Genomic DNA, 23,661 nt, shown 5'->3' with positions numbered 1-23,661 from the left:
TTCTGTTGCGCGGGGTGCACCCTATCGCGACGCCTATTCCTCCGGCCTGCCGTCGGCCGCTGTCCCGGTGAAGGATCGGCTTGCGGAACGTGAGCCTCACTCGCAGCGCCCTCTTGCCCGCGTGCTTGGAGGCCGCCACTGAGCTCCGACAGAACCCCGCCATATAGCGGCGCAAGCCACACATGACACCGGGCGGCACACCGAGCAGCCGCCACAAACGACCGATTTAGCCGTTACACGCCCGTGAGTCGGAGCATGACTGAGCCCATTGAGGCCGGAATGGGGGGCGAGGCCACTGTGCCGATTCTGATTCTTTGTCCACACCACCGCGGGGGCCGTTTCAGCGGCCCCCGCGGTGGTGTTGCCGAGGTGTGGACTCAAGCCGCGCGGGGCAACACTCCGCGCAAGACGTCGGTGAGGGTGACGACCCCAGTGAACCGGTTGTCCTGGGTTACTGCGGCCAGCTGGCGGCTGTTGCGGCGCATGGAGGCAAGTGCTTCGTGCAACGGTGTGGTGGAGGGCAGCGTCAGAGCCTGCTGGATAAGCGGCTGGATTGGCGCAGAAGGCTCCATCGTGAGGGTGTCCCGCACGTGGACGACGCCCGGAACGCTCTCAGGGGTATGGTCCGGCTGGACCAGGATACGCAAGTGCCCTGAGCACGCAGCGGCATTCTGGACCGCCTCGACGTCGGCGTCGGGGGCGACCTTGACCGGGTGCTGACCCTGGGGGAGGAGGTCCCCGAGAGTGAGGGTCTGAAGGTCCAGGGCACCGGCCAAGGCTTCATGGTTCTGCCGGTCCAGGGTGCCGGCGGCGGCGGAGTGCTCAACCAGCTGACGAATGGCCGCTGCGTCGTAGCCGCCCACGGCGGCTTGGTCCACGGGGGTGACGCCGCTGAGGGTCACCAGGCGGTTGGCCAGCCGGTTGGCCAGCAGCAGCAGGGGGCGAACGGTCCAGACGAAGGCGCGTGCGGGCACGGCCACGGCTTTGGCTGCGGTCTCGGGGTGGGCAATGGCCCAGGACTTGGGGGCCATCTCCCCGATGACCAGGTGAAGGAAGGTCACGGCCAGCAAGGACAGGACGAAGGAGGCGGTTCCGGCTGCCGCTGCGGGGATGCCCCAGTCCTCCAGGACGGGGCCGAGCCATGCGTCGACGGCCGGCTTGGTGATCGCCCCCAGGGCGAAGGTGCACAAGGTGATGCCCAACTGGGCTGCGGCGAGCATGAGGGTCAGCTCGTCGACTCCCTTGAGAGCGGCCCGCGCGGCGCGGCTGCGTCCTGCCTCGGCCTCTAGCCGGTGCCGGCGGGCGCCCAGCAGGGAGAACTCCATGATGACGAAGATCGCGCTGAGCACGATCAGCGCTGTGGTCACGAGCATGACGATCAGTGGACCGTGCATCATCGCTCCTCGTCCGTGGTGGCGTCGGGCTGGGCCTCGTGGGCGGCATGGCTGCCGGCGGTGTCAGAGCGGGGCACCTCGATGAGGTGGATCCGCAGTCGAGCCGGGACCCTGCGTTGGATGGAGAGGACCTCGACCTGCAGGTGGCGGTCGTAGACCTCCTCAGCCCCGAAGTCTCGTGGGTCCTCGGGCAGGTCGATCGTGATGACCTCGCCTTCCCGGGGCAGACGGCCCAGAGCGTCGATGGTCAGACCGGCGGCGGACTCGGCCTCGGTCACGGGCAGGGGGTGCCCGACGAGGCGCTCGAGCTCGTCCAGGTGGGCCTCTGCGCTCAGGACCCAGGAGTGCAGGCCTGTGGCGGTGATCTCCTCCTGGGGGTGCAGGTCGTGCTCGTCCGTGAGCTCGCCCACGAGCTCCTCCGCGAGGTCTTCCACTGTGAGCACGCCGACGAAGCCGCCGAACTCGTCCACGATGCACGCCATCTGCTGCCCTGAGCCGTCGAGCTCCCGGGCTGCGTCGGGCAGGGACATCATCGTGGGCAGCACCAGTGCAGGGCGCATCAGGGCGGACACGGGGGTGTCCGGGGCCATCCGGGTCTCACCGAGCAGGTCGGTGAGGTGGACTACCCCGAGCGGTTCGTGTTCGTTCGAGATCACCGGGTAGCGGGTGTGGCCGGTGGCCATCAGGTCGCGCACCTGAGCCAGGGAGGTCTGGGGCTGAACCTCGTCCACACGCGAGCGGGGCACCATCGCGTGCTGCACGTCCTGGTCTGGGAAGTCCAGCACCCGGTCGATCAGGACGGAGACCTCCGCGGGCAAGGATCCGGAAGCTCTGGAGTCCAGGGCAATGCGGTCCAGGTCCTCGGCGGAGGCGGTGCTGTCGACGTCGTGCACTGGCTCGATGCGCAGGAGCTTGAGCAGCACCTCGGCCGCCTTGTCGAAGACCCAGATGAGCCAGCCGAACAGGCCGAGGTAGATCTGTGTGGGCCGGGCCAGAGCGCGGGCCAGGGGCTCGGGGTTGGCGATGGCCAAATTCTTGGGGTACAGCTCGCCGATGATCATCTGCACCAGGGTGGCCACCACCAGTACGCCCAGCGTGGAGATGGCGATGACCACTTCAGAAGGCAGTGCGGTGCCGCCGAGCAACTCGGTCAGGGCCGCACCCACCATCGGCTCTGCCACGTAGCCCACCATGAGGCCTGTGACCGTGATCCCCAGCTGCGCGCCGGAGAGCATGAAGGAGGTGCGGCGAGTGACCTGCAGTGCGCGGGCGGCGGCGCGGTCGCCGGCCTTGGCGGCGGTCTGCAGGCGGACGCGGTCTACAGACATGTACGCGAATTCCTGGGCCACGAAGAAGCCGTTGGCGGCGATGATCGCCAGGATGATGAGGGATCCGAGGATCAGTGTCAGGACTGGATCCATGCCTGAGTCACCTCCCCACGAGGTGCAGGCGACCCCGCCAGCTGCGGGGTGGGGTGGGGGTGACGCTCGGACTGTCACCAGGGCAGGCGGCTGGGCCGTCGCTCATGTATTCAGGGGCTCCATAAGGGGTCGAATGAATAATGGCGGTACGCTACCACCGGTAATCGGTCTCAGGGCAAGATGGGGGTGTGGCCTCGCAGCCGGCATCCCGCCTCTGCCCGCCACGATGTCCCATCGGGTGTACCCGTGCGAGGCAATCGAAGGCGATTGCTGAGATGGGTATCTCAACGGCCGAGATGGCGCACAGGTTCGATGTCAGCCAGAAGATACCTTACCTGGCTTTTAATTAATCCTCGGGCGCATAGACTTAAAGTTGCATGAGAAATGTCCGCCAAATCTACTCGGCGTTTATCAAATGTTATTGACTCACATCGCCTGAATAGTTTGCCCGCTTGGTCAGGCCCATCGACCACTGGGGTATGCCGACGACCCGCGGTGGTGTGGATCTCCATCCGAGCGTTTCCATCCGTTGTTGATTCGGACGCTTTTCGAGGAAGCCGCGCGATCGGTCGTCAACCACTTGACCAGACCTTGGTTCATCCCATCATCCTCACTTGGGAAAATCGCAGAAATTGAAGAGAGGGTAATTTATTCTGCGTAAAAAGCGACATGGATTGTTGATGCAGCGGGGGGCTTTTCAGAACTCCGACAGTGATGTGGGCGTCTCGGCCTGCAAGACGGTTCCCCTGGAATCTGACTCTCGTGGAAGAAGGATGCATCCAGGTGCAGCGCGTGGCGAAGACCCCGCCGTCCCGTCCGTCACAATGACCGACTGCGGTCCGGGCTGGACTGGTCGGGTCGCTAGGTGTAGGAGGGCATGACGTTGTTGACTCGGGCCGGGGCCAACGAGGCCGGCGGGGCGTTCCCGCAGGAGGTATGAGGCCGATGGTAGTTGTAGTGGTTCACCCACACGGCCAGCGCCTCACGCCGAGCTGTCTCTGAGGTGTAGGGGCGGGCGTAGAGGACCTCATCGACCATCAGCCGGTTGTAGCGTTCGACCTTCCCGTTATGGCGCGGGGTGTAGGGGCGGATCCGGTGGTGCCGGCCCCCGAGCGAGACCACCTTGGCGGTGAAGTCCGCAGCCCGGTAGTTGTTTCCGTTGTCCGTGATCACCCGGTCCACGGTGATGCCGTGGGCGGCGAAGAACGCCCGCGCCCGGCAGTAGAAGCTCACGGTCGTGGCCGCCCGCTCGTCCTCCAACGCCTCGGTGTAGGCCAGGCGGGTGTACCCGTCGATCGCCGAGTGCAGGTAGGTGTAGCCGACCCGTCGGCCAGGCCCGCGTTTGGCTGCTCGCGCGTTCTCGGAGTCCCGTCCGTGAGCACGCCAGCCTCCCCCCTCGGGGATGCGTCCGATTTTCTTCACGTCCAGGTGCACCATGTGCCCCGGGCCGCGGGCGGTGATCTTCTGTGGTCGTTGGCGCAGGTCCTCACCCGTGGGCGCGAGGTCTCGCAACCGGGAGATGCCCAGCCGGTGCATCCACCTCCCCACGGTGCGCAAGCACAGCTGGTGGCCTTCGGAGACGAGGTGGTGATGGATGCGCCGGGCGGACCACTTCTCGGCCCGGCGCAGGGCCTCCAGCTCGGCCACGATCGCGGGGTCGAGCCGGGCAGGTGAGCGATGGGGCCGGCTCGACCGGTCTTGCAGTCCTGCCTCGCCTTCGGCGCGGTAGCGGGCGACCCAGGTGGCCACCGTGGGCCGACTGACGCGGAACTCGGCGGCCACGTGTGCCTGCGGGATCCCGTCGTGCAGGTGGCGGTGGACCATCCTGAGACGGCCGGTGGGGGTCAGGGGTGCGTTAGCGTGAGTCATGAGTGGGTCTTTTCGGGCAGGTGGGTGGTGTAGGAACTTCCATCCTGCGGCAGGGGCCCGCTCGTCTCATCTCAGCCCGTACCCCGTGGCAAGAACCTCATGACCCACAACAGCTAGGGTGGTCCCGTGAAGACCTTCGACGAGCTGTACGCGGAACTGACGCGCAAGGTGCAGGAGCGCCCCGAGGGCTCCGGCACCGTGGCCCAGATCGACGCCGGCGTCCATGCGATCGGCAAGAAGGTCGTCGAGGAGGCGGCCGAGGTCTGGATGGCCGCCGAGTACGAGTCGGATGAGGCCGCCGCCGAGGAGATCTCGCAGCTGCTGTACCACGTGCAGACCATGATGATCGCCCGCGGCATCAGCCTCGAGGACGTCTACCGCCACCTCTGAGGCCGCCGGCCCCGTTCCCCGCCCGCCCCACCGCACCCCGAGGAGACCGACGCGTGCTGCGCATCGCCGTGCCCAACAAGGGCGCCCTGTCCGAGTCCGCCCGTGAGATCCTGACCGAGGCCGGCTACCGGCAACGCCGGGACTCCCGCGAGCTCGTCCTCGTGGACCCCGAGAACAACGTCGAGTTCTTCTACCTGCGTCCCCGGGACATCGCCGTGTACGTCGGCCAGGGCACCCTCGACGTCGGCCTGACCGGCCGCGACCTGTTCTGCGACGCGCAGGTGGGGGACACCGCCGAGGAGATCATGGCGCTCGGCTTCGGCCGCTCCGTGTTCCGTCTCGCCGCCCCCGTCGGCTCCTTCACCTCCGCCGAGCAGCTCGCCGGCAAGCGCATCGCCACGAGCTACGACGGCCTGCTCTCCGACTACCTGGCCCGCACCGGCCTGGACGCCACGGTGGTGCACCTCGACGGCGCCGTGGAGTCCTCCGTCAAGCTCGGCGTGGCGGACGCGATCGCCGACGTCGTGGAGACCGGCAGCACCCTGCGCGCCGCCAGCATGGAGGTCTTCGGCGAGCCCATCCTCGACTCGGAGGCCGTGCTGATCGGCCGCGCGGGGGAGCGCCCCGAGGGCCTCGACGTGTTGCTGCGCCGCCTCAAGGGCGTGCTCGTGGCCCGCCGGTGGGTCATGATCGACTACGACATCCGTCGTGACCTGCTGGAGGCGGCCACCGCGGTCACCCCGGGGCTGGAGTCACCGACGGTCTCCCCGCTGCGGGACGAGACGATGGTCGCCGTGCGCTCCATGGTCCGCAAGCCGGACGCCAACCGCGTCATGGACGAGCTGTACGCCCTGGGCGCCCGCGGCATCCTGATCTCCGCGATCCACGCGATCCGCCTCTGACGGCCCGCGCCGTCCCGCCCGAGCCCCCCGAGACGAAGGAGCCGACGTGAGCCTCGCCGTGCGTGTCATCCCCTGCCTGGACGTGGACGCCGGGCGTGTGGTCAAGGGCGTGAACTTCGAGAACCTGCGCGACGCGGGCGACCCGGTCGAGCTCGCCCGCCGCTACAACGCCGCCGGCGCCGACGAGATCACGTTCCTCGACGTCACCGCCTCCACCTCGGACCGCGCCACGACCTACGACGTCGTGACCCGCACGGCCGAGGAGGTCTTCATCCCGCTGACCGTGGGCGGCGGCGTACGCACCGTCGAGGACGTGGACCGGCTGCTGCGCACGGGGGCGGACAAGGTCTCCGTCAACACCGCCGCCGTGGCCCGGCCCGAGCTGATCACGGAGATCACCCGCCGCTTCGGGTCCCAGGTCCTCGTGCTCTCCCTCGACGCCCGGCGCACGGAGGACCCGGGCTGCGCCTCCGGCTATGAGGTCACCACCCACGGCGGACGCCGCGGCACCGGCATCGACGCCGTCGCCTGGTGCCGTGAGGCCTCCGAGCGCGGCGTGGGGGAGATCCTGCTCAACTCGATCGACGCGGACGGCACCCGCGAGGGCTTCGACCTGGAGATGATCCGGGACGTGCGCGCCGTGACGCGCGTGCCGCTGATCGCCTCCGGCGGCGCCGGCGAGCCCGAGCACTTCCCGCCCGCCGTCGCGGCCGGTGCGGACGCGGTGCTCGCCGCCTCCCTGTTCCACTTCGGCCCGGACGACATGCTCGCCCGCGTCAAGGACGCCCTGCGGCAGGCGGGGCACACCGTCCGCTGACCCCGGCGGCCACGCCCCGCTCCGGCTCCCTAGATGTTGTGGGTCATGAGGTTCTTGCCACGAGGCGCCGGCTGAGATGAGACGAGTGGGCCCCGCCCCGCAGGATGGAAGTTCCTACACCACCCACCTGCCAGAAGAGACCCACTCATGACTCACGCTAACGCACCCCTGACCCCGACCGGCCGACTCAGGATGGTCCACCGCCACCTGCACGACGGGATCCCGCAAGCACACGTGGCAGCCGAGTTCCGCGTGAGCCGGCCCACGGTGGCCACCTGGGTCGCCCGCTACCGCGCCCAGGGAGAAGCCGGCCTTCAGGACCTGCCCAGCCGGCCGCACCGTTCACCTGCCCAGCTCGATCCGGTCTTGGTCGCCCAGATCCACGCCCTGCGGCGGGAGCGCAAGTGGTCCGCACGGCGCATCCATCACCACCTCGCCTCCGAAGGCCACCAGGTGTGTCTTCGTACCGTGGGACGGTGGCTGCACCGACTCGGGATCTCCCGCCTACGGGACCTGACCCCGGCCGGAGAAGACCTGCGCCAACGACCCCAGAAGATCACCGCGAGAGGGCCGGGGCACATGGTGCACCTGGACGTGAAGAAGATCGGGCGCATCCCCGAGGGGGGCGGCTGGCGTGCTCACGGCCGGGACTCCGAGAACGCGCGAGCAGCCAAGCGCGGGCCTGGCCGACGGGTCGGCTACACCTACCTGCACTCGGCGATCGACGGGTTCACCCGCCTGGCCTACACCGAGGCGTTGGAGGACGAGAAAGCGGTGACCACGATCGGGTTCTTCTGCCGGGCGCGGGCGTTCTTCGCCGCCCACGGCATCACCGTGGACCGGGTGATCACGGACAACGGCAACAACTACCGGGCCGTGGACTTCACCCGGAAGGTGGTCTCGCTCGGGGGCCGGCACCACCGGATCCGCCCATACACCCCGCGCCATAACGGGAAGGTCGAACGGTACAACCGGCTGATGGTCGATGAGGTCCTCTACGCCCGCCCGTACTCCTCAGAGCAAGCTCGGCGTGAGGCCCTGCAGGTGTGGGTGAACCACTACAACTACCATCGGCCTCATACCTCCTGCGGAGACGCTCCTCCGGCCTCACTGGCACCGACCCGAGTCAACAACGTCATGCCCTCCTACACCTAGACTGGACCTCCATGAGCATCTCCCCGCCCGACGACCTCGTGGCCACCGTGACCTTCGACGACCGGGGCCTGGTGCCCGCCATCGCCCAGCAGGAGGGCACCGGCGAGGTGCTCATGATGGCGTGGATGAACGCGGAGTCCCTGCGCGCGACGCTCGAGACCGGCTGGGCCACCTACTGGTCCCGCTCGCGCGGCGAGCTGTGGCGCAAGGGGGAGACCTCGGGCCACCTGCAGCGGGTGCGCGCGGTCCACGCGGACTGCGACGGCGACACCCTGCTGCTCACCGTGGACCAGACCGGCCCCGCCTGCCACACGGGCACCCGCACCTGCTTCACCGGCCGCGAGCTCGTCATGCCGCCGGCCGCCGTCGACCCCGAGGAGGCCGCCCGATGACCGCCGCCACCACTCCCTCCCGTGCGGAGTTCCTGCGTCTGGCGGACACCGCCCGCGTGATCCCCGTGGTCCGCACGGTGCTGGCGGACGGCCTCACGCCGCTGGCGATCCATCGGCGCCTGGCTGGCTCCCGCCCCGGCACCTTCCTGATGGAGTCCGCCACCCCGGGGGCGGCCTGGTCCCGGTACAGCTTCATCGGGGCCGGCTCCGCCGTCACCCTGACCTCGCGGGACGGCGAGGCGCATTGGCAGGGCACCCCGCCCGAGGGGCTGCCCACGCAGGGCCGAGCCCTGGACGTGCTCGCGGCGTGCCTGCGCCTGCTGCGCACGGACGTGCGCGCCGAGGTCGGAGGCGTTCTGCCGCACCTCGTCTCCGGCATGGCCGGCTTCCTGGGGTGGAACACGGTCCGCGCGTGGGAGCGCCTGCCGCACCCGCCCGAGGACCACCTCGGCCTGCCCGACCTCGCGATGAACCTCGTCACCGACCTGGCCGTGCACGATGCCCTCGACGGCACCGTGACGCTGATCGCCAACGCGGTGAACGGCAACGGCCTGGCCACCGGTGCGGACCGCGCCTACGACGACGCGCTCGCCCGCCTGGACGCGATGGCCGAGCGCCTGGCCGCCCCGGCCGCGGACCCGGTCAGCGACGTCCCGCGCCGCTGGCTCGAGGCGGACGCGGACGAGGTCGCCGCCCAGGCCGAGGACCGGTGGGGTGCCGAAGGCTTCCGCGAGGCTGTCGCGAAGGCCCAGCGGGCGATCCGCGACGGCGACGTGTTCCAGGCCGTCGTCTCCCGCCGTCTCTCGGTCACCACGGACGCCACCGGTCTGGACGTGTACCGCGTCCTGCGCACGGTGAACCCGAGCCCCTACATGTACCTCTTCTCCTTCGAGACCCCGGACGGGGAGCCGTACGAGATCGTGGGCTCCTCGCCCGAGGCGCTCGTGACCGTGCGGGACCGCCGCGTGGTCACCCATCCGATCGCCGGCTCACGGCGGCGCGGGGCCACCGAGAAGGACGACCGCCTCCTCGGCAAGGACCTGCTGGAGGACGAGAAGGAGCGGGCCGAACACCTCATGCTCGTGGACCTCTCCCGCAACGACCTCTCGCGCGTGTGCCGCCCCGGCACCGTCGAGGTCACCCAGTTCATGGAGCTCGAGGCGTTCAGCCACATCCTCCACCTGGTCTCGCATGTGGAGGGCCGCATGCGCGACGACGTCGACGCGCTCGACGTCCTCCGCGCCGCCTTCCCCGCTGGCACGCTGTCCGGTGCCCCGAAGCCCCGCGCCCTGCAGCTGCTGGACGAGTGGGAGCCGACCGAGCGCGGGCCCTACGGCGGCGTCGTCGGCTACTTCGACCTGGCGGGCAACATGGACATGGCGATCAACATCCGCTCGGCCACGCTGCACCGCGGCCAGGCACATGTGCAGGCCGGCGCCGGCATCGTCGCCGACTCCGATCCCGACGCCGAGACTGCCGAGACCGTCACCAAGGCGACGGCGCCGCTGCGGTCCGTGCTGACCGCGGGCGAGCTGGGGCAGGCGTGATGCGCCGCCGCACCGTGGTCCTCGCCGCGCTGGCCGCCGGCGCGCTCGTGCTGCTCACGGCGGGCCGCACCTGGGTGACCGCCACGGGCCTGTCCGGCGGGATCGCCTCCGAGGCGACGACGTCGGGCGGCGCCGCCGCGCCCGTCGCCACCGCCATGGCCCTGGTCGTGATGGCCGGTGCCCTCGCCCTGACCACCGCCCGGCGCCTCGGCGCCGTGATCGTCGGCGTGCTCATGGCGCTGGCCGGGGTCGTGATCGCCTCGACCTCGGTCACCGCCGCCCTGGATCCGGCGACGACGGCGGCCGCCGCGGTCGCCGACGCGACCGGGACCACCGCGCTCGCGCAGGACTACGCAGTGACGGCGTGGCCGTGGGTCGCGGCGGCCGGCGGCGTGCTCGCGGCGCTGTGCGGCGTCGTGGCGGCACTGGCGGGCCGTGGCTGGCGTTCGTCCCGGCGCTACGAGAAGGCGCCTGCGGCCTCCGAGCCCGGCCCGGCCGCCGCCGGGGAGCAGCCCGCGCAGTCCGCCCGCGAGGCGGCCCAGCGCCGGCGCGTGGACCAGATGGACGCGTGGGACGAGCTGTCCCGCGGCAACGACCCCACGTGAGTGCCCGTCTCTCGGACCGCCCCGCACCGCCCGGGTCGTCCCGGGTCACGCGGGCCCGGCCCCGTGCCCGCATGGCACAATGAGGGACAGTCGTCATGTACACCACGCACCAGTGAGGGACAGCCATGAGCCACACCGCGAACACCGCGCACACCGAGCCCACCACCCGTCGCGCCGCCCGCCGCGGCGCCGTCGAGGACGTCGTCGTCACCGAGGACGGCCTGGTGCTCAACGACCCGACCCACCTCGAGCTGCCCGGCCACGGCAACTCGCCCGGCGCGTGGGCCATGGTGGCGCTCGTGCTCGTCGGCTTCGTGGCCGGCTGCGTCGGCCTGCTCGCCGACTGGAGCGTCGTCGTCTGGATCGGCGTGGCCCTGATGGCCGTGGGCGTCGTCGTGGGCATCGTCGCCGGCAAGGCCGGCGCGGGTCGCGGCCAGCACGGTCACTGATCCGCGTGTCCGTCCTCCAGGAGATCATCGACGGCGTCCGCGAGGACCTCGAGCCTCGTCGCCGTGCCGTGCCCGAGGCGCGCCTGGCCGAGCTGGTGGCCGCCACCCCTGCGCCGCGCGACGCCCACGCGGCCCTGCACGGCGGACGCACCGACCCCGCGGGGATCCGGGTGATCTCCGAGGTGAAGCGGGCGAGCCCCTCCAAGGGCGCGCTCGCCGAGATCCCCGAGCCGGCCACCCTGGCCCGCGCGTACGAGCGCGGCGGCGCCAGCGCCGTCTCCGTGCTCACCGAGGCCCGCCGCTTCGGCGGCAGCCTGGCCGACCTGGACGCCGTGCGCGCCGCCGTCGATCTGCCGGTCCTGCGCAAGGACTTCACCGTCACCGAGTACCAGATCCACGAGGCCCGCGCCCACGGGGCCGACCTCGTCCTGCTGATCGTGGCCGCCCTCGACGACGCCGAGCTGGCCGGCTTCCTGCAGCTCACCGAGTCCCTGGGCATGCACGCCCTCGTGGAGGCCCACACGCCCGAGGAGATCGAGCGCGGCGTCGCCGCCGGCGCCCGCATCCTCGGCGTCAACGTGCGCAACCTCAAGACCCTCGACGTCGACCCGGCCCGCTACGCCGCGCTGGCCGACGGGCTGCCCGAGGACGTCGTCCGGGTCGCCGAGTCGGGCGTCGAGTCCGAGGAGCAGATCAAGGCCTACGCCGCCGCGGGCGCCGACGTCGTGCTCGTGGGCGAGGCCCTCGTGCGCCACGGCGCCCCCGAGGAGGCGCTGCGCGCGTTCCGCGCCGCCTCCCTCACCGTCCGCTGACCGAACCAGACCCGAGGAGCGTGGTCGCCATGAGCGCCGACCGTCCGAGCACCGAGCCCGCGATCGAGTTCGAGGGGCCCTATCAGGGTCAGGCCGGGCCCTACTTCGGCGACTACGGGGGGCAGTGGATGCCCGAGTCCCTCATGGCCGCGCTGCAGGAGCTCACCCGAACCTACGAGGAGGCGCGGCAGGACCCCGCCTTCGAGGCCGAGCTGCGGACCCTGTTCCGGGACTACGTGAACCGGCCCTCCCTGCTGAGCGAGGTGCCGCGGTTCGCCGCGGACACCCCCGGCGTGCGCATCTTCCTCAAGCGCGAGGACCTCAACCACACCGGCTCGCACAAGATCAACAACGTGATCGGCCAGGCGCTGCTCGCCCGTCGCATGGGCAAGACGCGCCTGATCGCGGAGACCGGCGCCGGTCAGCACGGCGTGGCCACGGCGACGGCGGCCGCGCTGTTCGGCATGGAGTGCACTGTGTACATGGGGGAGGAGGACACCCGCCGCCAGGCCCTGAACGTGGCCCGCATGCAGATGCTCGGCGCCGAGGTGGTCCCCGTGGCGATCGGCGCCCGCACCCTCAAGGACGCGATCAACGAGGCCCTGCGGGACTGGGTCGCCTCCGTGGACACCACGCATTACCTGATGGGCACGGTCACGGGCCCGCACCCGTTCCCCGCCATGGTGCGCTACTTCCACTCCGTGATCGGCGAAGAGGCCCGCGAGCAGATCCTGGCGCAGGCCGGCCGCCTGCCGGACGCCGTCGCGGCGTGCGTGGGCGGCGGGTCCAACGCGATGGGCCTGTTCCACGGCTTCCTCGACGACCCTGAGGTGGAGCTCTACGGCTTCGAGGCCGGGGGCGAGGGCCTCGAGACCGGCCGCCACGCCGCGTCCATCACGCTCGGACGCACCGGCGTGCTGCACGGCGCCCGCACGTACCTGATGCAGGACGAGGACGGGCAGACGATCGACTCCCACTCGATCTCCGCCGGCCTGGACTACCCGGCCGTCGGCCCGGAGCACGCCTTCCTGCACGACACGGGCCGCGCCGTCTACGAGCCGGTCTCGGACACCGAGTGCATGGACGCCTTCCTCCGGCTCACGCGCACCGAGGGCATCACGCCCGCCATCGAGTCGGCCCACGCCCTGGCCGGCGCGCTGCGCCTGGCCCGCCGCTGGGCGGACGAGGGCCTCGTGGGGCCGGACGCCCCGGAGGGTCAGGAGCGGATCATCATCGTGAACCTCTCCGGCCGCGGGGACAAGGACGTCGCCACCGCGGCGGCCTGGTTCGGCCTCGGCACGGCCACGGAGGAGAAGGACCCGCTCGAGGAGATGACCCCCGGAGAGGAGCAGTGACCGGCATGACCGTGCACTCCAAGACCGCCGCGGCCCTGGATGCCGCGAAGGCGGCCGGCCGCACCGGCCTCGTCGCCTTCCTGCCGGCCGGCTACCCGTCCGTGGACGAGTGCGTCGAGGCCGTCGTCGCCGCCGCGGACAACGGCGCCGATGTCATCGAGCTGGGCCTGCCCTACACGGACCCCGTGATGGACGGCCCCGTGATCCAGGCCGCGACCCAGGCCGCCCTGCAGGCGGGTTTCCACGTGGCCGACGTCTTCGACATCATCCGACGGGTGACCCAGCGCACTGACGCCGCGGTGCTGGTGATGACGTACTGGAACCTCGTGGACCGCATGGGCGTCGACGAGTTCGCGCGCCGCCTCGCCGAGGCCGGGGGCGCCGGTCTCGTCACCCCTGACCTCGTGCCCGAGGAGGCCGGCGCCTGGATGGAGGCCTCGGACCGTCACGGCCTGGACCGCGTGTTCCTCACCGCGCCCTCGTCCACGGACGAGCGGGTGCGCCTCACCGTCGACTCCTCCCGCGGCTTCGTGTACGCGGTGTCGGTCATGGGCGTCACCGGCACCCGCGACGCGGTGTCCACCGTCGCCGAGACCGTGGTCCGCCGGGCCCAGGATGCCGGGGCGGAGCACGTGTGCGTCGGCCTCGGCGTCTCCCAGGCGGCGCACGTCCGCGAGATCGGCGCCTACGCCGACGGCGCGATCGTCGGCACGGCCCTGGTGCGCGCGCTGACGGACGGCGGGCCGCAGGCCGTGGGCACGCTGACCCGCGAGCTCGCGGCCGGCACGGTCCGAGAGGGCTGAGGGTGACCGCCGCCCTGGCCCCGCTCGCCGCCTTCCCCGCCCCCGGGTGGGACGGGTTCCAGCTGGGCCCGGTGAAGATCCACGCGTACGCGCTGTGCATCATCCTGGGCATCGTCCTGGCCCTGTGGCTCGCCGAGCGCCGGTGGCGCGCCCGCGGCGGCCCCGAGGACCGCGTGCTCGACATCGCCCTGTGGGCCATCCCGTTCGGCTTCGTGGGCGGGCGGCTCTACCACGTGTTCTCCTCACCGGACCGGTACTTCGGGCCCGGCTTCGACGGCACGGGCGACCCGATCCAGATCCTGTACGTGTGGAACGGCGGACTCGGTATCTGGGGCGCGATCGCCCTCGGCGCCGTGGGCGCGTGGATCGCGTGCCGCCGCTACGGGCTGCGGCTGACGGCCTTCGGCGACGTCGTCGCGCCGGGCATCCTGCTGGCCCAGGCCATCGGCCGGTGGGGCAACTGGTTCAACCAGGAGCTCTTCGGCGGCCCGACGACCCTGCCCTGGGGGCTCGAGGTCGACCCGGCCAGCCCGAACTTCCCGGCCGGCTACGCCCCGGACACGCTGTTCCACCCCACGTTCCTCTACGAGTGCCTGTGGAACCTGGCCGGGGTCGCGCTGCTGCTCCTCGTGGACCGCGCGCTGCACCTGCGCCACGGCCTCATGCTGTGGTCCTACGTCGCCTGGTACACCGCGGGCCGCACGTGGATCGAGATGCTGCGCATCGACGACGCCGAGATGGTCACGCTCTTCGGCGTCACCCAGCGGCTCAACGTGTGGACGTCCCTGCTGGTGTTCGTCATCGCCCTCGCGTTCATCGTCGGGATCCTGCTGCGCCATCGCGGCGCGGCCGCCGGCCCCCACGCCCACCAGAGCGTGTGGCGCGCCGGGCACGCCCCCGAGGGCGACGACGGCGCCGCCGTCGCCGCGGGCCGCTCCGGGTCCCACGCCGTGGGCGCGGCGGAGGACGACGCCGTCCGGCGCTGACCCGCTCCCCGGCGCGCCCGCGAGGGGCGCCCGGGGCCCCGGTGTCCCACATGGTGGACATTCGGCGTGTCACAGAACGTCCGGTTCCGCACAGTGGGACGTCGCGCCCGGTAGCGTCTCTTCCACCTCGGGGCCGTCGGCCCCGAGCGTCGGGGCCAGCGCCGTCCCCGTCCGAGCCCCTGCTCTCCGGAAAGGACGGCACCATGCCCGTGGCATCCTCGCCCGCCTCGGCCCCCCGCGCGGGGGGACCGGTGGATCCCTTCGTCCGCTATGCGGACGTCCCCGCCGCCCAGGGCCTCTACGACCCGTCCCGGGAGACCGAGAACTGCGGCCTCGCCGTCATCGCCACCCTGCGGGGCACCCCGGGCCACGACATCGTCCAGCACGCGCTGACCGCCCTGCGCGCGCTCGAGCACCGCGGGGCGGTGGGCGCCGACGAGGGCACCGGCGACGGCGCCGGCCTGCTGACCCAGATCCCCGACGAGCTGTTCCGTGCCGTCGTCGACGCCGAGCTGCCCCCCGTGGGCGAGTACGTCGCCGGCACCGCCTTCCTGCCGCCCGTCGACGGCGAGCGCGCCGAGGCGAAGGAGGCCGTCGAGCGGCTGGCCGAGGAGGAGGGGCTGCAGGTCCTGGCGTGGCGCGAGGTGCCCACCGACCCCTCGGCCCTGGGCGTCGGCTCCCGGGCGGCCATGCCCGCGTTCGAGCAGCTGTTCCTGTCCCTGGCGGACGGTCAGGACGGCACCGAGCCGGGGCAGTCGCTGGACGTGCGGGCGTGGCGGGTGCGCCGCCGCGCCCAGTCCCGCGCCGGCGTCTATTTCCCCTCGCTCTCGTCCCAGACGATCGTCTACAAGGGCATGCTGACGACGGCCCAGCTGGAGCCGTTCTACCCGGACCTCTCCGACGAGCGGTTCACCACCCGGCTGGGCGTGGTCCACTCGCGGTTCTCCACCAACACGTTCCCCTCGTGGCCGCTGGCCCAGCCGTTCCGCACCATCGCGCACAACGGCGAGATCAACACGGTCAAGGGCAACCGCAACTGGATGCGCGCCCGTCAGGGCCAGCTCAAGCACCCGATGCTCGGCGAGGTCCCCGAGGACCTGTTCCCGCTGATCAGCCCCATCGGCTCGGACTCGGCCTCCTTCGACGAGGTCGCGGAGCTGCTCATGCTCTCCGGGCGCCCGCTCACCCAGGCGATCATGATGATGATCCCGGAGGCGTGGGAGAACCACGCGACCATGGACCCGGCCCGCCGCGCCTTCTACCAGTACCACTCCATGCTCATGGAGCCCTGGGACGGACCGGCCGCCGTCGCCTTCTCCGACGGCACCCAGGTGGGCGCCGTGCTGGACCGCAACGGCCTGCGCCCCGCCCGCTGGTGGGTCACCGACGACGGCCTCGTCGTCCTGGCCTCCGAGGTCGGCGTCGTGCCGATCGAGCCCTCGGCGGTGGTGCGCAAGGGGCGCGTGGCCCCGGGGCGCATGTTCCTCGTGGACACCGAGCAGGGCCGGATCATCGGCGACGACGAGATCAAGGCCGAGGTCGCCTCCGCCCAGCCGTGGGAGGACTGGGTGCGCCAGAACCTCCTGGACCTGGAGTCGCTCCCCGAGCGCGAGCACGTCCGCCACACCTCCGAGTCGATCCTGCAGCGTCAGCGCATCTTCGGGTACACCTCGGAGGAGCTGCGCATCCTCGTCGGGCCGATGGCCCAGACGGGCGCCGAGCCGCTCGGTGCGATGGGCACGGACACGCCCATCGCCGTCCTCGCCAAGCGGCCCCGGCTGCTCTTCGACTACTTCGTGCAGTCCTTCGCCCAGGTGACGAACCCGCCGCTCGACGCGATCCGCGAGGAGCAGGTGACCTCGATGCGCACCGCGATCGGCCCGCAGGGCAACGTGCTCTCCCTCGAGCAGGTGCGCACCCGCCAGGTCGACGTCCCGTTCCCCGTGATCGACAACGACCAGCTGGCCCGCATCCAGCACCTGCGCGACGCCGACGGCACCCGCCTGACCCTCAAGGTGAACGGCGTGTACCGGGTGGCCGGAGGCGTCGAGGAGCTCCGCGCCCAGCTGAAGGCGATCTGCGAGCAGGTCTCGGCCGCCGTCAACCGCGGCGTGGAGTACGTGGTGCTGTCCGACCGCGGCGCCACCGCCCAGTGGGCGCCGATCCCGTCCCTGCTGCTGACCTCCGCCGTGCACCACCACCTGCTGGCCTCGGCCAACCGCACCAAGAGCTCGCTGATCGTCGAGGCGGGCGACGTGCGCGAGGTCCACCATGTGGCCGTCCTGCTCGGCTACGGGGCCTCCGCGGTCAACCCGTACCTGGCCATGGAGTCCGCCGAGGAGCTCGTGCGCACGGGGGAGGTCTCGGGCGTCACCGCCGAGCAGGCCGTGGCGAACCTGATCAAGGCGCTCGGCAAGGGCGTCCAGAAGATCATGTCCAAAATGGGCATCTCCACGGTCGCCTCCTACACCGGCGCCCAGACGTTCGAGGCGCTCGGCCTGTCCCGGCGCTTCGTGGACCGCTACTTCGTGGGCACCACGAGCCCGCTCGACGGCGTGGGCATCGACGTCGTCGCCGCCGAGATCCAGGCGCGCCACGAGTTCGCGTATCCGCCGGACGGCAACGACATCAACCCGTACCGCGAGCTCGAGGTGGGCGGCGAGTACCAGTGGCGGCGCGAGGGCGCGCCGCACCTGTTCAACCCCGAGACCGTGTTCCGCCTCCAGCACTCCACGCGGGAGCGGCGCTACGACGTCTTCAAGGACTACACGCGTCGCGTGGACGACCAGGCGGAGGAGCTCATGACCCTGCGCGGGCTCATGCGCCTGCGTACGGGCGAGCGGCCGCCGGTGCCCGTCTCCGAGGTGGAGCCCGTCGAGTCGATCGTGCGCCGCTTCTCCACCGGCGCGATGTCCTACGGCTCCATCTCGCAGGAGGCGCACGAGACCCTCGCGATCGCCATGAACCGCCTCGGCGCCCGCTCGAACTCGGGCGAGGGCGGCGAGGACCCCGAGCGCCTGCTGGACCCGGAGCGCCGCTCGAAGATCAAGCAGATCGCCTCGGGCCGGTTCGGCGTCACCAGCCTGTACCTGGCCACCGCGACCGACCTGCAGATCAAGATGGCCCAGGGCGCCAAACCCGGCGAGGGCGGCCAGCTGATGGGGACCAAGGTGTACCCGTGGGTCGCCCGCACGCGGCACTCGACCCCGGGCGTCTCCCTGGTGTCGCCGCCGCCGCACCACGACATCTACTCGATCGAGGACCTGGCGCAGCTGATCCACGACCTCAAGCGGGCCAACCCGACCGCGCGGGTCCACGTCAAGCTCGTCTCCGAGTCCGGCGTGGGCACGGTGGCCGCGGGCGTCGCCAAGGCGCGCGCCGACGTCGTGCTCATCTCCGGCCACGACGGCGGAACGGGCGCCTCCCCGCTGAACTCCCTCAAGCACGCGGGCACCCCGTGGGAGATCGGCCTGGCCGAGGCGCAGCAGACGCTCATGCTCAACGGCCTGCGCGAGCGCGTCACCGTCCAGGTGGACGGGCAGCTCAAGACCGGCCGGGACGTCGTGATCGCCGCACTGCTCGGGGCCGAGGAGTTCGGCTTCGCGACCGCCCCGCTCGTGGTCTCCGGCTGCATCATGATGCGCGTGTGCCACCTGGACACGTGCCCCGTGGGCGTGGCCACCCAGAACCCCGAGCTGCGCGCGCGCTTCACGGGCAAGCCCGAGTTCGTCGTCAACTTCTTCGAGTTCATCGCGCAGGAGGTCCGCGAGCTGCTCTCGCAGCTGGGCTTCCGCACGCTCGACGAGGCGATCGGCCACCGCGAGCTGCTCGACGTGGACGCGGCCCTGCACCACTGGAAGTCCGAGGGCCTGGACCTCTCGGGCATCCTCGCGGACCCCTCCGTCGGCCGGCGTCCGGGCCACGAGGACGCGCCCATGCGCCGCACCACCGAGCAGGACCACGACCTCGCCTCCCACATCGACCACCGGTTCATCGCCCGGCTGGGGGACACGCTCACGACGGGCACGCCCGTCGTGATGGACGAGGCCGTCGTGAACACGGACCGGTCCGTGGGCACGCTGCTGGGCTACCACGTCACGAGCACGCGGCTCGCCGACGAGCTGGACGACGACACGATCACCGTGCGCCTGACGGGCGAGGCCGGCCAGTCCCTCGGCGCCTTCCTGCCCGCCGGCGTCACCCTGCGGCTCTCGGGCGACGCCAACGACTACGTCGGCAAGGGCCTGTCGGGGGGACGCGTGATCGTCCGCCCCGACGCCGAGGCCCCGTTCGTGGCCGAGGAGAACACCGTGGCCGGCAACGTGATCGGCTACGGCGCCACCTCGGGCCAGCTGTTCCTGCGCGGCCGCGTGGGGGAGCGGTTCCTCGTGCGCAACTCCGGCGCCACCGCGGTGGCCGAGGGCATCGGCGACCACGGCCTGGAGTACATGACCGGCGGTGAGGCGCTGATCCTCGGCGAGACCGGCCGCAACCTCGCCGCCGGCATGTCCGGCGGGCGGGCCTGGGTGCTGGACCTGGACCGGGAGGACCTGAACCCACTCGCCGTCCGCGAGGACGCCCTGATCCTCGAGGCGCCGTCCGCGCAGGACCGGCTGCGGATCGCCGAGCTGCTGGAGCTGCACCGCGCGGAGACGGGCTCCGCCGTCGCCGCCGCGCTGCTCGCCGACCTGCGGGCCGGCGGGGACGCCGCCGACGCCGCGTGGGACCGCTTCACGACCGTCCTGCCCCGGCAGTACGACCTCGTGCTGCGCACCCGTCAGGCCGCGACGGCCGAGGGACTCGACCCGGACGGGGAGGCCGTCTGGGACCGACTGCTGGAGGTGACCCGTGGCTGATCCGCGCGGATTCCTGAAGAACCGGGAGCGCGTCGAGCGCCCCACGCGTCCGGTGCCGGTGCGCATCATGGACTTCAAGGACGTGTACGTCCGCCAGGACGAGGCGATCGTGCGCACCCAGGCCGGCCGGTGCATGGACTGCGGCATCCCGTTCTGCCACTCCGGGTGCCCGCTGGGCAACCTCATCCCGGAGTGGAACGACCTGGTCCGGCGGGGACGCTGGGCCGAGGCCGCCGCGCGACTGCACTCGACCAACAACTTCCCCGAGGTCACCGGGCGGATCTGCCCCGCCCCGTGCGAGGACTCCTGCACCCTGGGCATCAACCAGCCCGCGGTCACCATCAAGCAGACCGAGGTGGCGATCGCGGAGCAGATCTTCGACAACGACTGGCTCGAGCCGGTCGTGCCGGCCCGCCTGAACGGCCACACCGTGGCCGTCGTCGGCTCGGGCCCGGCGGGACTGGCCGCGGCGCAGCAGCTCACCCGCGCCGGCTTCACCGTGGTGGTCTACGAGCGCGACGAGCGCCTCGGCGGCCTGCTGCGGCTGGGCATCCCGGACTTCAAGCTGGAGAAGGACGTCCTGGACCGGCGCCTGGCGCAGATGGAGGCCGAGGGCACCCGGTTCCGCACCGGCGTGGAGATCGGCGTCGACCTGCCCTGGGACCAGCTCAAGGCCCGCTTCGACGCCGTGATCGTGGCGACCGGCGCCCCCGTGGCCCGCGAGCTGCCCGTCCCCGGCCGCGGCCTCGACGGGATCCACCTCGCCATGGACTACCTCGTGCAGTCCAACCGCGCGGTCGCCGGCGACGAGGTCCCGGACCAGATCTCCGCCGAGGGGCGCCACGTGGTGATCCTCGGCGGCGGCGACACGGGCGCGGACTGCATCGGCACCGCGCACCGCCAGGGGGCGGCGTCCGTGACGACGCTGGCGATCGGCCAGCAGCTGCCGGTCGAGCGCCCCGTCCACCAGCCGTGGCCCACGATCCCCAAGGTCCACCAGCAGACCACGGCCGACGCCGAGGGCGGCGCCCGCGCGCACCTTGCCTCCACGGTCGAGTTCCTCGGCGACGAGCACGGCCGCGTGCGCGCCCTGCGCGTGGCGGAGACCGAGTACCGCGAGGACGGCACGCGCGGGCCCAAGGCGGGCACCGAGCGCGAGGTCCAGGCGGACCTGGTGCTGCTGGCGCTGGGCTTCACCGGCATCGAGGAGGGGCTGCTCACGCAGCAGCTCGGCGTGCACGTGACACGCGGGCTCGTGGCCCGGAAGGACGGGTACGAGACCGACGAGCCGGGCGTGTTCGCGTGCGGCGACGCCGGGCGCGGCGCCTCCCTGGTGGTCTGGGCCATCGCCGAGGGGCGTGCGTGCGCGCAGGAGGTCGACGAGTCGCTCGAGCGCTGGTCCCGACTGCCGCACCCCGTGGACCCGGACGACCGCGGCCTCGTCCTCGGCTGAGTCCTCCGTCTCATCTTCCGACGCCACGCGGGCCCGCCCTCCACCGAGGGCGGGCCCGCCCCCTATCGTGGGTCGCATGCGACACGCGAAGATCATCGCCACCTTTGGGCCCGCCACCGACTCCGACGAGACCACCCGCGCCATCATCCGCGCGGGGGCGGACGTCGTCCGCCTCAACATGAGCCACGGCGACCACGCGGTGCATGAGACGTCCTACGAGCGGGTGCGTCGGCTGAGCGTGGAGGAGCGGCGCCCGGTCGCGATCTTCGCGGACCTCCAGGGCCCCAAGATCCGCCTCGGCCGCTTCACCGACGGCCCGCATCTGCTCGAGAGGGGCGATCGGATCACCATCACCACCCGGGACGTGCCCGGGACCCGCGAGCTGGTCGGCACCACCCACAAGGGGCTGCCCGGGGACGTCGCCCCCGGTGACGTGCTCCTGGTGGACGACGGCAAGGTGCGCCTGCGCGCCGTCGAGGTCACGGACACGGACGTGCTGGCCGAGGTCGAGGTGCCGGGCATGGTCTCGGACAACAAGGGGATCAACCTGCCCGGCGTGGCGGTGAACGTGCCGGCCCTGTCCGAGAAGGACGAGCGGGACCTGCGCTGGGCGCTGCGCACCGGCGTGGACATGGTGGCGCTGTCCTTCGTGCGGGACGCCGCGGACGTGGACCGGGTGCACGAGATCATGGACGAGGAGGAGCGCCGGGTCCCGGTCATCGCCAAGATCGAGAAGCCCCAGGCGGTGGAGAACCTCGAGGCCATCGTGGACGCGTTCGACGCCATCATGGTGGCCCGCGGCGACCTCGGCGTGGAGCTGCCGCTCGAGGACGTGCCCGTGGTGCAGAAGCGCGCAGTGGACCTCGCCCGCCGCTGGGCGAAGCCGGTCATCGTGGCCACGCAGGTGCTCGAGTCGATGATCGACAGCCCGCGCCCGACGCGCGCCGAGGCCTCGGACTGCGCCAACGCCGTGCTCGACGGCGCGGACGCCGTCATGCTCTCGGGCGAGACCTCGGTGGGCGCGTATCCGGTCGAGACGGTCCAGACGATGGCCCGGATCATCGAGTCCACCGAGACCCACGGCCTCGAGCTCATCCACCCGCTCGGCTCGCGTCCCCGCACGCGCGGCGGCGCGATCACCCGGGCCGCCGTCGAGGTCGCGAACCAGCTCGAGATCCCGTTCCTCGCCACGTTCACCGAGTCCGGCGACTCGGCCCGTCGGCTCAGCCGCCTGCGGCCGCGTCAGCCGATCTACGCGTTCACCCACCACGAGCACACGCACAACATCCTGTGCCTGACCTGGGGCGTCTACCCGAAGATGGTCCCGTTCCAGGACTCCACGGACAAGATGACCCTCCAGGTGGAGCAGTCGCTCACATCGGAGGGCATCGCCCAGCACGGCGACCTCGTGGTCATCGCCGCCGGGTCCCCTCCCGGGGCCGTGGGCTCCACGAACACGCTGCGCGTGCACCGCGTGGGCGACGACGCCGCGGGCGGCTCGTCCGCCGCCTCGCCGCAGACGCGCGAGCCGGTCGGCTTCTGGCCGGCCCGCTCCCCGCTCTGACGAGCGCGCGGGCGCCGCTCAGCCGACCTGGTCGATGACGGCCTGCGCGACCTCCCGCATGGTCAGGCGCCGGTCCATGGAGGTCTTCTGGATCCAGCGGAAGGACTCGGCCTCGGTCAGGCGCATCCGCTCCTGGAGCAGCGCCTTGGCCCGGTCCACGATCTTGCGGGTCTCCAGGCGGTCGCCCAGGTCCCGCACCTCGGCCTCGAGGCTGCGCAGCTCGTCGAAGCGGGCCACGGCCAGTTCGATGGCGGGGACCAGGTCGGCCTCGGTGAAGGGCTTGACCACGTAGGCCATGGCCCCGGCGGTCCGGGCGCGCTCCACCAGCTCGCGCTGGCTGAAGGCGGTCAGCATGACCACGGGGGCGAGCCGTTCCCCGGCGATCTCGCCCGCAGCCGCGATGCCGTCCATCACGGGCATCTTCACGTCCATCACCACGATGTCCGGGCGGTGCTCGCGCACGGCCTCGACGGCGGCGCGGCCGTCGCCGGCCTCGGCGACCACCCGGTAGCCCGCCCCGGTGAGCACCTCCACCAGGTCGAGGCGGATGAGGGTCTCGTCCTCGGCGACGACGGCCCGCAGGCCGGTCTCCTCGGGAGGCGTCAGCGTGGACACGGCAGCTCCTTCGCGCGGGCCGGGACGGCGTCGGTGCGGCGCCGCTGGTGGTCCACCAGGCTACCGTGCGCGATGAGTGCGGCGCGGGCGCGGCGGCGGTGACCCCCCCGCCGGAAGGCCGGGGACGCCGGGTCGGGGCGCTGATAGGGTGATCGAGTCCCGCCTCCGGGCGGCACTGCCCGAATGGTGGAATCGGTAGACACGCCGCACTCAAAATGCGGTGCCGAGAGGCGTGTGGGTTCGAGTCCCACTTCGGGCACCGTCGGCGCGCGGCCA

Annotated in this window: 19 protein-coding genes and 1 tRNA gene; 16 read left to right on the top strand and 4 right to left on the bottom strand. The window is 71.8% G+C overall.

The features are described 5' to 3' along the window. Positions 1–377: 377 nt before the first annotated feature. The 3 genes from QL983_RS00285 to QL983_RS00275 all read right to left on the bottom strand — a co-directional run bounded on the left by QL983_RS00285 (position 378) and on the right by QL983_RS00275 (position 4,684). Entirely contained in the window at positions 378–1,394 is a 1,017-nt protein-coding gene (locus QL983_RS00285) for a CNNM domain-containing protein (RefSeq protein WP_036337237.1), read from the bottom strand. Further along, the gene (locus QL983_RS00280) at positions 1,394–2,815 is read right to left on the bottom strand and encodes a hemolysin family protein (protein WP_036337238.1); all 1,422 of its coding nucleotides are present in this window, start codon (positions 2,813–2,815) and stop codon (positions 1,394–1,396) included. Before QL983_RS00280 ends, QL983_RS00285 begins: the two co-directional genes overlap by 1 nt. Before the next feature lie 861 nt (positions 2,816–3,676). Next, entirely contained in the window at positions 3,677–4,684 is a 1,008-nt protein-coding gene (locus QL983_RS00275) for an IS481 family transposase (protein ID WP_290150964.1), read from the bottom strand. A gap of 126 nt (positions 4,685–4,810) precedes the next feature. On the opposite strand from QL983_RS00275, the gene QL983_RS00270 reads away from it, so the two are divergent. The 15 genes from QL983_RS00270 (at position 4,811) to pyk (ending at position 22,770) form a co-directional block, all read left to right on the top strand. After that, the gene (locus tag QL983_RS00270; RefSeq protein WP_010078767.1) at positions 4,811–5,074 is read left to right on the top strand and encodes a phosphoribosyl-ATP diphosphatase; all 264 of its coding nucleotides are present in this window, start codon (positions 4,811–4,813) and stop codon (positions 5,072–5,074) included. Positions 5,075–5,127: 53 nt separating this feature from the next. Then, positions 5,128–5,976, top strand: coding sequence for an ATP phosphoribosyltransferase (hisG, locus tag QL983_RS00265; protein WP_020627974.1), 849 nt, complete (start codon positions 5,128–5,130; stop codon positions 5,974–5,976). Between the two features lie 46 nt (positions 5,977–6,022). Continuing rightward, a complete protein-coding gene (gene hisF / locus QL983_RS00260; RefSeq protein WP_010078765.1) occupies positions 6,023–6,793 on the top strand; it encodes an imidazole glycerol phosphate synthase subunit HisF in 771 nt (256 codons plus the stop codon). A gap of 147 nt (positions 6,794–6,940) precedes the next feature. Continuing rightward, positions 6,941–7,948, top strand: coding sequence for an IS481 family transposase (locus tag QL983_RS00255; protein ID WP_290150963.1), 1,008 nt, complete (start codon positions 6,941–6,943; stop codon positions 7,946–7,948). Positions 7,949–7,959: 11 nt separating this feature from the next. After that, complete coding sequence (gene hisI, locus QL983_RS00250) at positions 7,960–8,340, top strand: phosphoribosyl-AMP cyclohydrolase (protein ID WP_095346679.1); 381 nt, start codon at positions 7,960–7,962, stop codon at positions 8,338–8,340. Further along, positions 8,337–9,887, top strand: a complete 1,551-nt coding sequence (locus tag QL983_RS00245; RefSeq protein ID WP_036338651.1) for an anthranilate synthase component I — start codon at positions 8,337–8,339, stop codon at positions 9,885–9,887. The genes hisI and QL983_RS00245 overlap by 4 nt, the downstream gene beginning before the upstream one ends. Beyond that, positions 9,887–10,492, top strand: a complete 606-nt coding sequence (locus QL983_RS00240) for a Trp biosynthesis-associated membrane protein (RefSeq protein WP_036338648.1) — start codon at positions 9,887–9,889, stop codon at positions 10,490–10,492. The genes QL983_RS00245 and QL983_RS00240 overlap by 1 nt, the downstream gene beginning before the upstream one ends. Before the next feature lie 125 nt (positions 10,493–10,617). Continuing rightward, positions 10,618–10,941 (top strand): HGxxPAAW family protein, encoded by a 324-nt coding sequence (locus QL983_RS00235; RefSeq protein WP_036338645.1) that lies wholly within the window; start codon positions 10,618–10,620, stop codon positions 10,939–10,941. Between the two features lie 5 nt (positions 10,942–10,946). Beyond that, on the top strand, positions 10,947–11,753 hold the full coding sequence (gene trpC / locus QL983_RS00230; RefSeq protein ID WP_060973958.1) for an indole-3-glycerol phosphate synthase TrpC: 807 nt from the start codon (positions 10,947–10,949) through the stop codon (positions 11,751–11,753). Between the two features lie 29 nt (positions 11,754–11,782). Further along, positions 11,783–13,108 (top strand): tryptophan synthase subunit beta, encoded by a 1,326-nt coding sequence (gene trpB, locus QL983_RS00225; protein ID WP_101967470.1) that lies wholly within the window; start codon positions 11,783–11,785, stop codon positions 13,106–13,108. Then, positions 13,105–13,911, top strand: a complete 807-nt coding sequence (trpA, locus tag QL983_RS00220) for a tryptophan synthase subunit alpha (protein WP_049147612.1) — start codon at positions 13,105–13,107, stop codon at positions 13,909–13,911. The genes trpB and trpA overlap by 4 nt, the downstream gene beginning before the upstream one ends. Positions 13,912–13,913: 2 nt before the next feature. Beyond that, complete coding sequence (gene lgt / locus QL983_RS00215) at positions 13,914–14,897, top strand: prolipoprotein diacylglyceryl transferase (protein ID WP_010078757.1); 984 nt, start codon at positions 13,914–13,916, stop codon at positions 14,895–14,897. Between the two features lie 203 nt (positions 14,898–15,100). Beyond that, positions 15,101–19,753, top strand: a complete 4,653-nt coding sequence (gltB, locus tag QL983_RS00210; RefSeq protein ID WP_049147614.1) for a glutamate synthase large subunit — start codon at positions 15,101–15,103, stop codon at positions 19,751–19,753. Continuing rightward, positions 19,746–21,206 carry a glutamate synthase subunit beta gene (locus tag QL983_RS00205; protein WP_049147616.1) on the top strand — a complete coding sequence of 487 codons (1,461 nt, stop codon included), beginning with the start codon at positions 19,746–19,748 and terminating at the stop codon, positions 21,204–21,206. The genes gltB and QL983_RS00205 overlap by 8 nt, the downstream gene beginning before the upstream one ends. Positions 21,207–21,282: 76 nt before the next feature. Further along, positions 21,283–22,770: a pyruvate kinase gene (pyk, locus tag QL983_RS00200; protein ID WP_010078753.1), complete on the top strand. Its 1,488-nt coding sequence runs from the start codon at positions 21,283–21,285 to the stop codon at positions 22,768–22,770. 18 nt (positions 22,771–22,788) lie between these two features. Here pyk and QL983_RS00195 read toward each other — a convergent pair whose 3' ends face one another. After that, positions 22,789–23,385: a response regulator gene (locus tag QL983_RS00195; protein ID WP_010078752.1), complete on the bottom strand. Its 597-nt coding sequence runs from the start codon at positions 23,383–23,385 to the stop codon at positions 22,789–22,791. Between the two features lie 177 nt (positions 23,386–23,562). On the opposite strand from QL983_RS00195, the gene QL983_RS00190 reads away from it, so the two are divergent. Then, positions 23,563–23,644 (top strand) — tRNA-Leu (locus QL983_RS00190). Positions 23,645–23,661 lie beyond the last annotated feature (17 nt).

This window comes from Micrococcus sp. APC 4021, from assembly GCF_030407635.1.
Classification (GTDB): domain Bacteria; phylum Actinomycetota; class Actinomycetes; order Actinomycetales; family Micrococcaceae; genus Micrococcus; species Micrococcus luteus.
This window is presented reverse-complemented; position numbering and strand designations above follow the sequence as displayed.

Bases quoted from the DNA above. Each gene is read 5' to 3' on its own strand.
- QL983_RS00285 (WP_036337237.1), bottom strand. From the start codon at position 1,394: ATGCACGGTCCACTGATCGTCATGCTCGTGACCACAGCGCTGATCGTG.
- QL983_RS00280 (WP_036337238.1), bottom strand. From the start codon at position 2,815: ATGGATCCAGTCCTGACACTGATCCTCGGATCCCTCATCATCCTGGCG.
- QL983_RS00275 (WP_290150964.1), bottom strand. From the start codon at position 4,684: ATGACTCACGCTAACGCACCCCTGACCCCCACCGGCCGTCTCAGGATG.
- QL983_RS00255 (WP_290150963.1), top strand. From the start codon at position 6,941: ATGACTCACGCTAACGCACCCCTGACCCCGACCGGCCGACTCAGGATG.
- hisI (WP_095346679.1), top strand. From the start codon at position 7,960: ATGAGCATCTCCCCGCCCGACGACCTCGTGGCCACCGTGACCTTCGAC.
- QL983_RS00245 (WP_036338651.1), top strand. From the start codon at position 8,337: ATGACCGCCGCCACCACTCCCTCCCGTGCGGAGTTCCTGCGTCTGGCG.
- QL983_RS00240 (WP_036338648.1), top strand. From the start codon at position 9,887: ATGCGCCGCCGCACCGTGGTCCTCGCCGCGCTGGCCGCCGGCGCGCTC.
- QL983_RS00235 (WP_036338645.1), top strand. From the start codon at position 10,618: ATGAGCCACACCGCGAACACCGCGCACACCGAGCCCACCACCCGTCGC.
- trpB (WP_101967470.1), top strand. From the start codon at position 11,783: ATGAGCGCCGACCGTCCGAGCACCGAGCCCGCGATCGAGTTCGAGGGG.
- gltB (WP_049147614.1), top strand. From the start codon at position 15,101: ATGCCCGTGGCATCCTCGCCCGCCTCGGCCCCCCGCGCGGGGGGACCG.
- pyk (WP_010078753.1), top strand. From the start codon at position 21,283: ATGCGACACGCGAAGATCATCGCCACCTTTGGGCCCGCCACCGACTCC.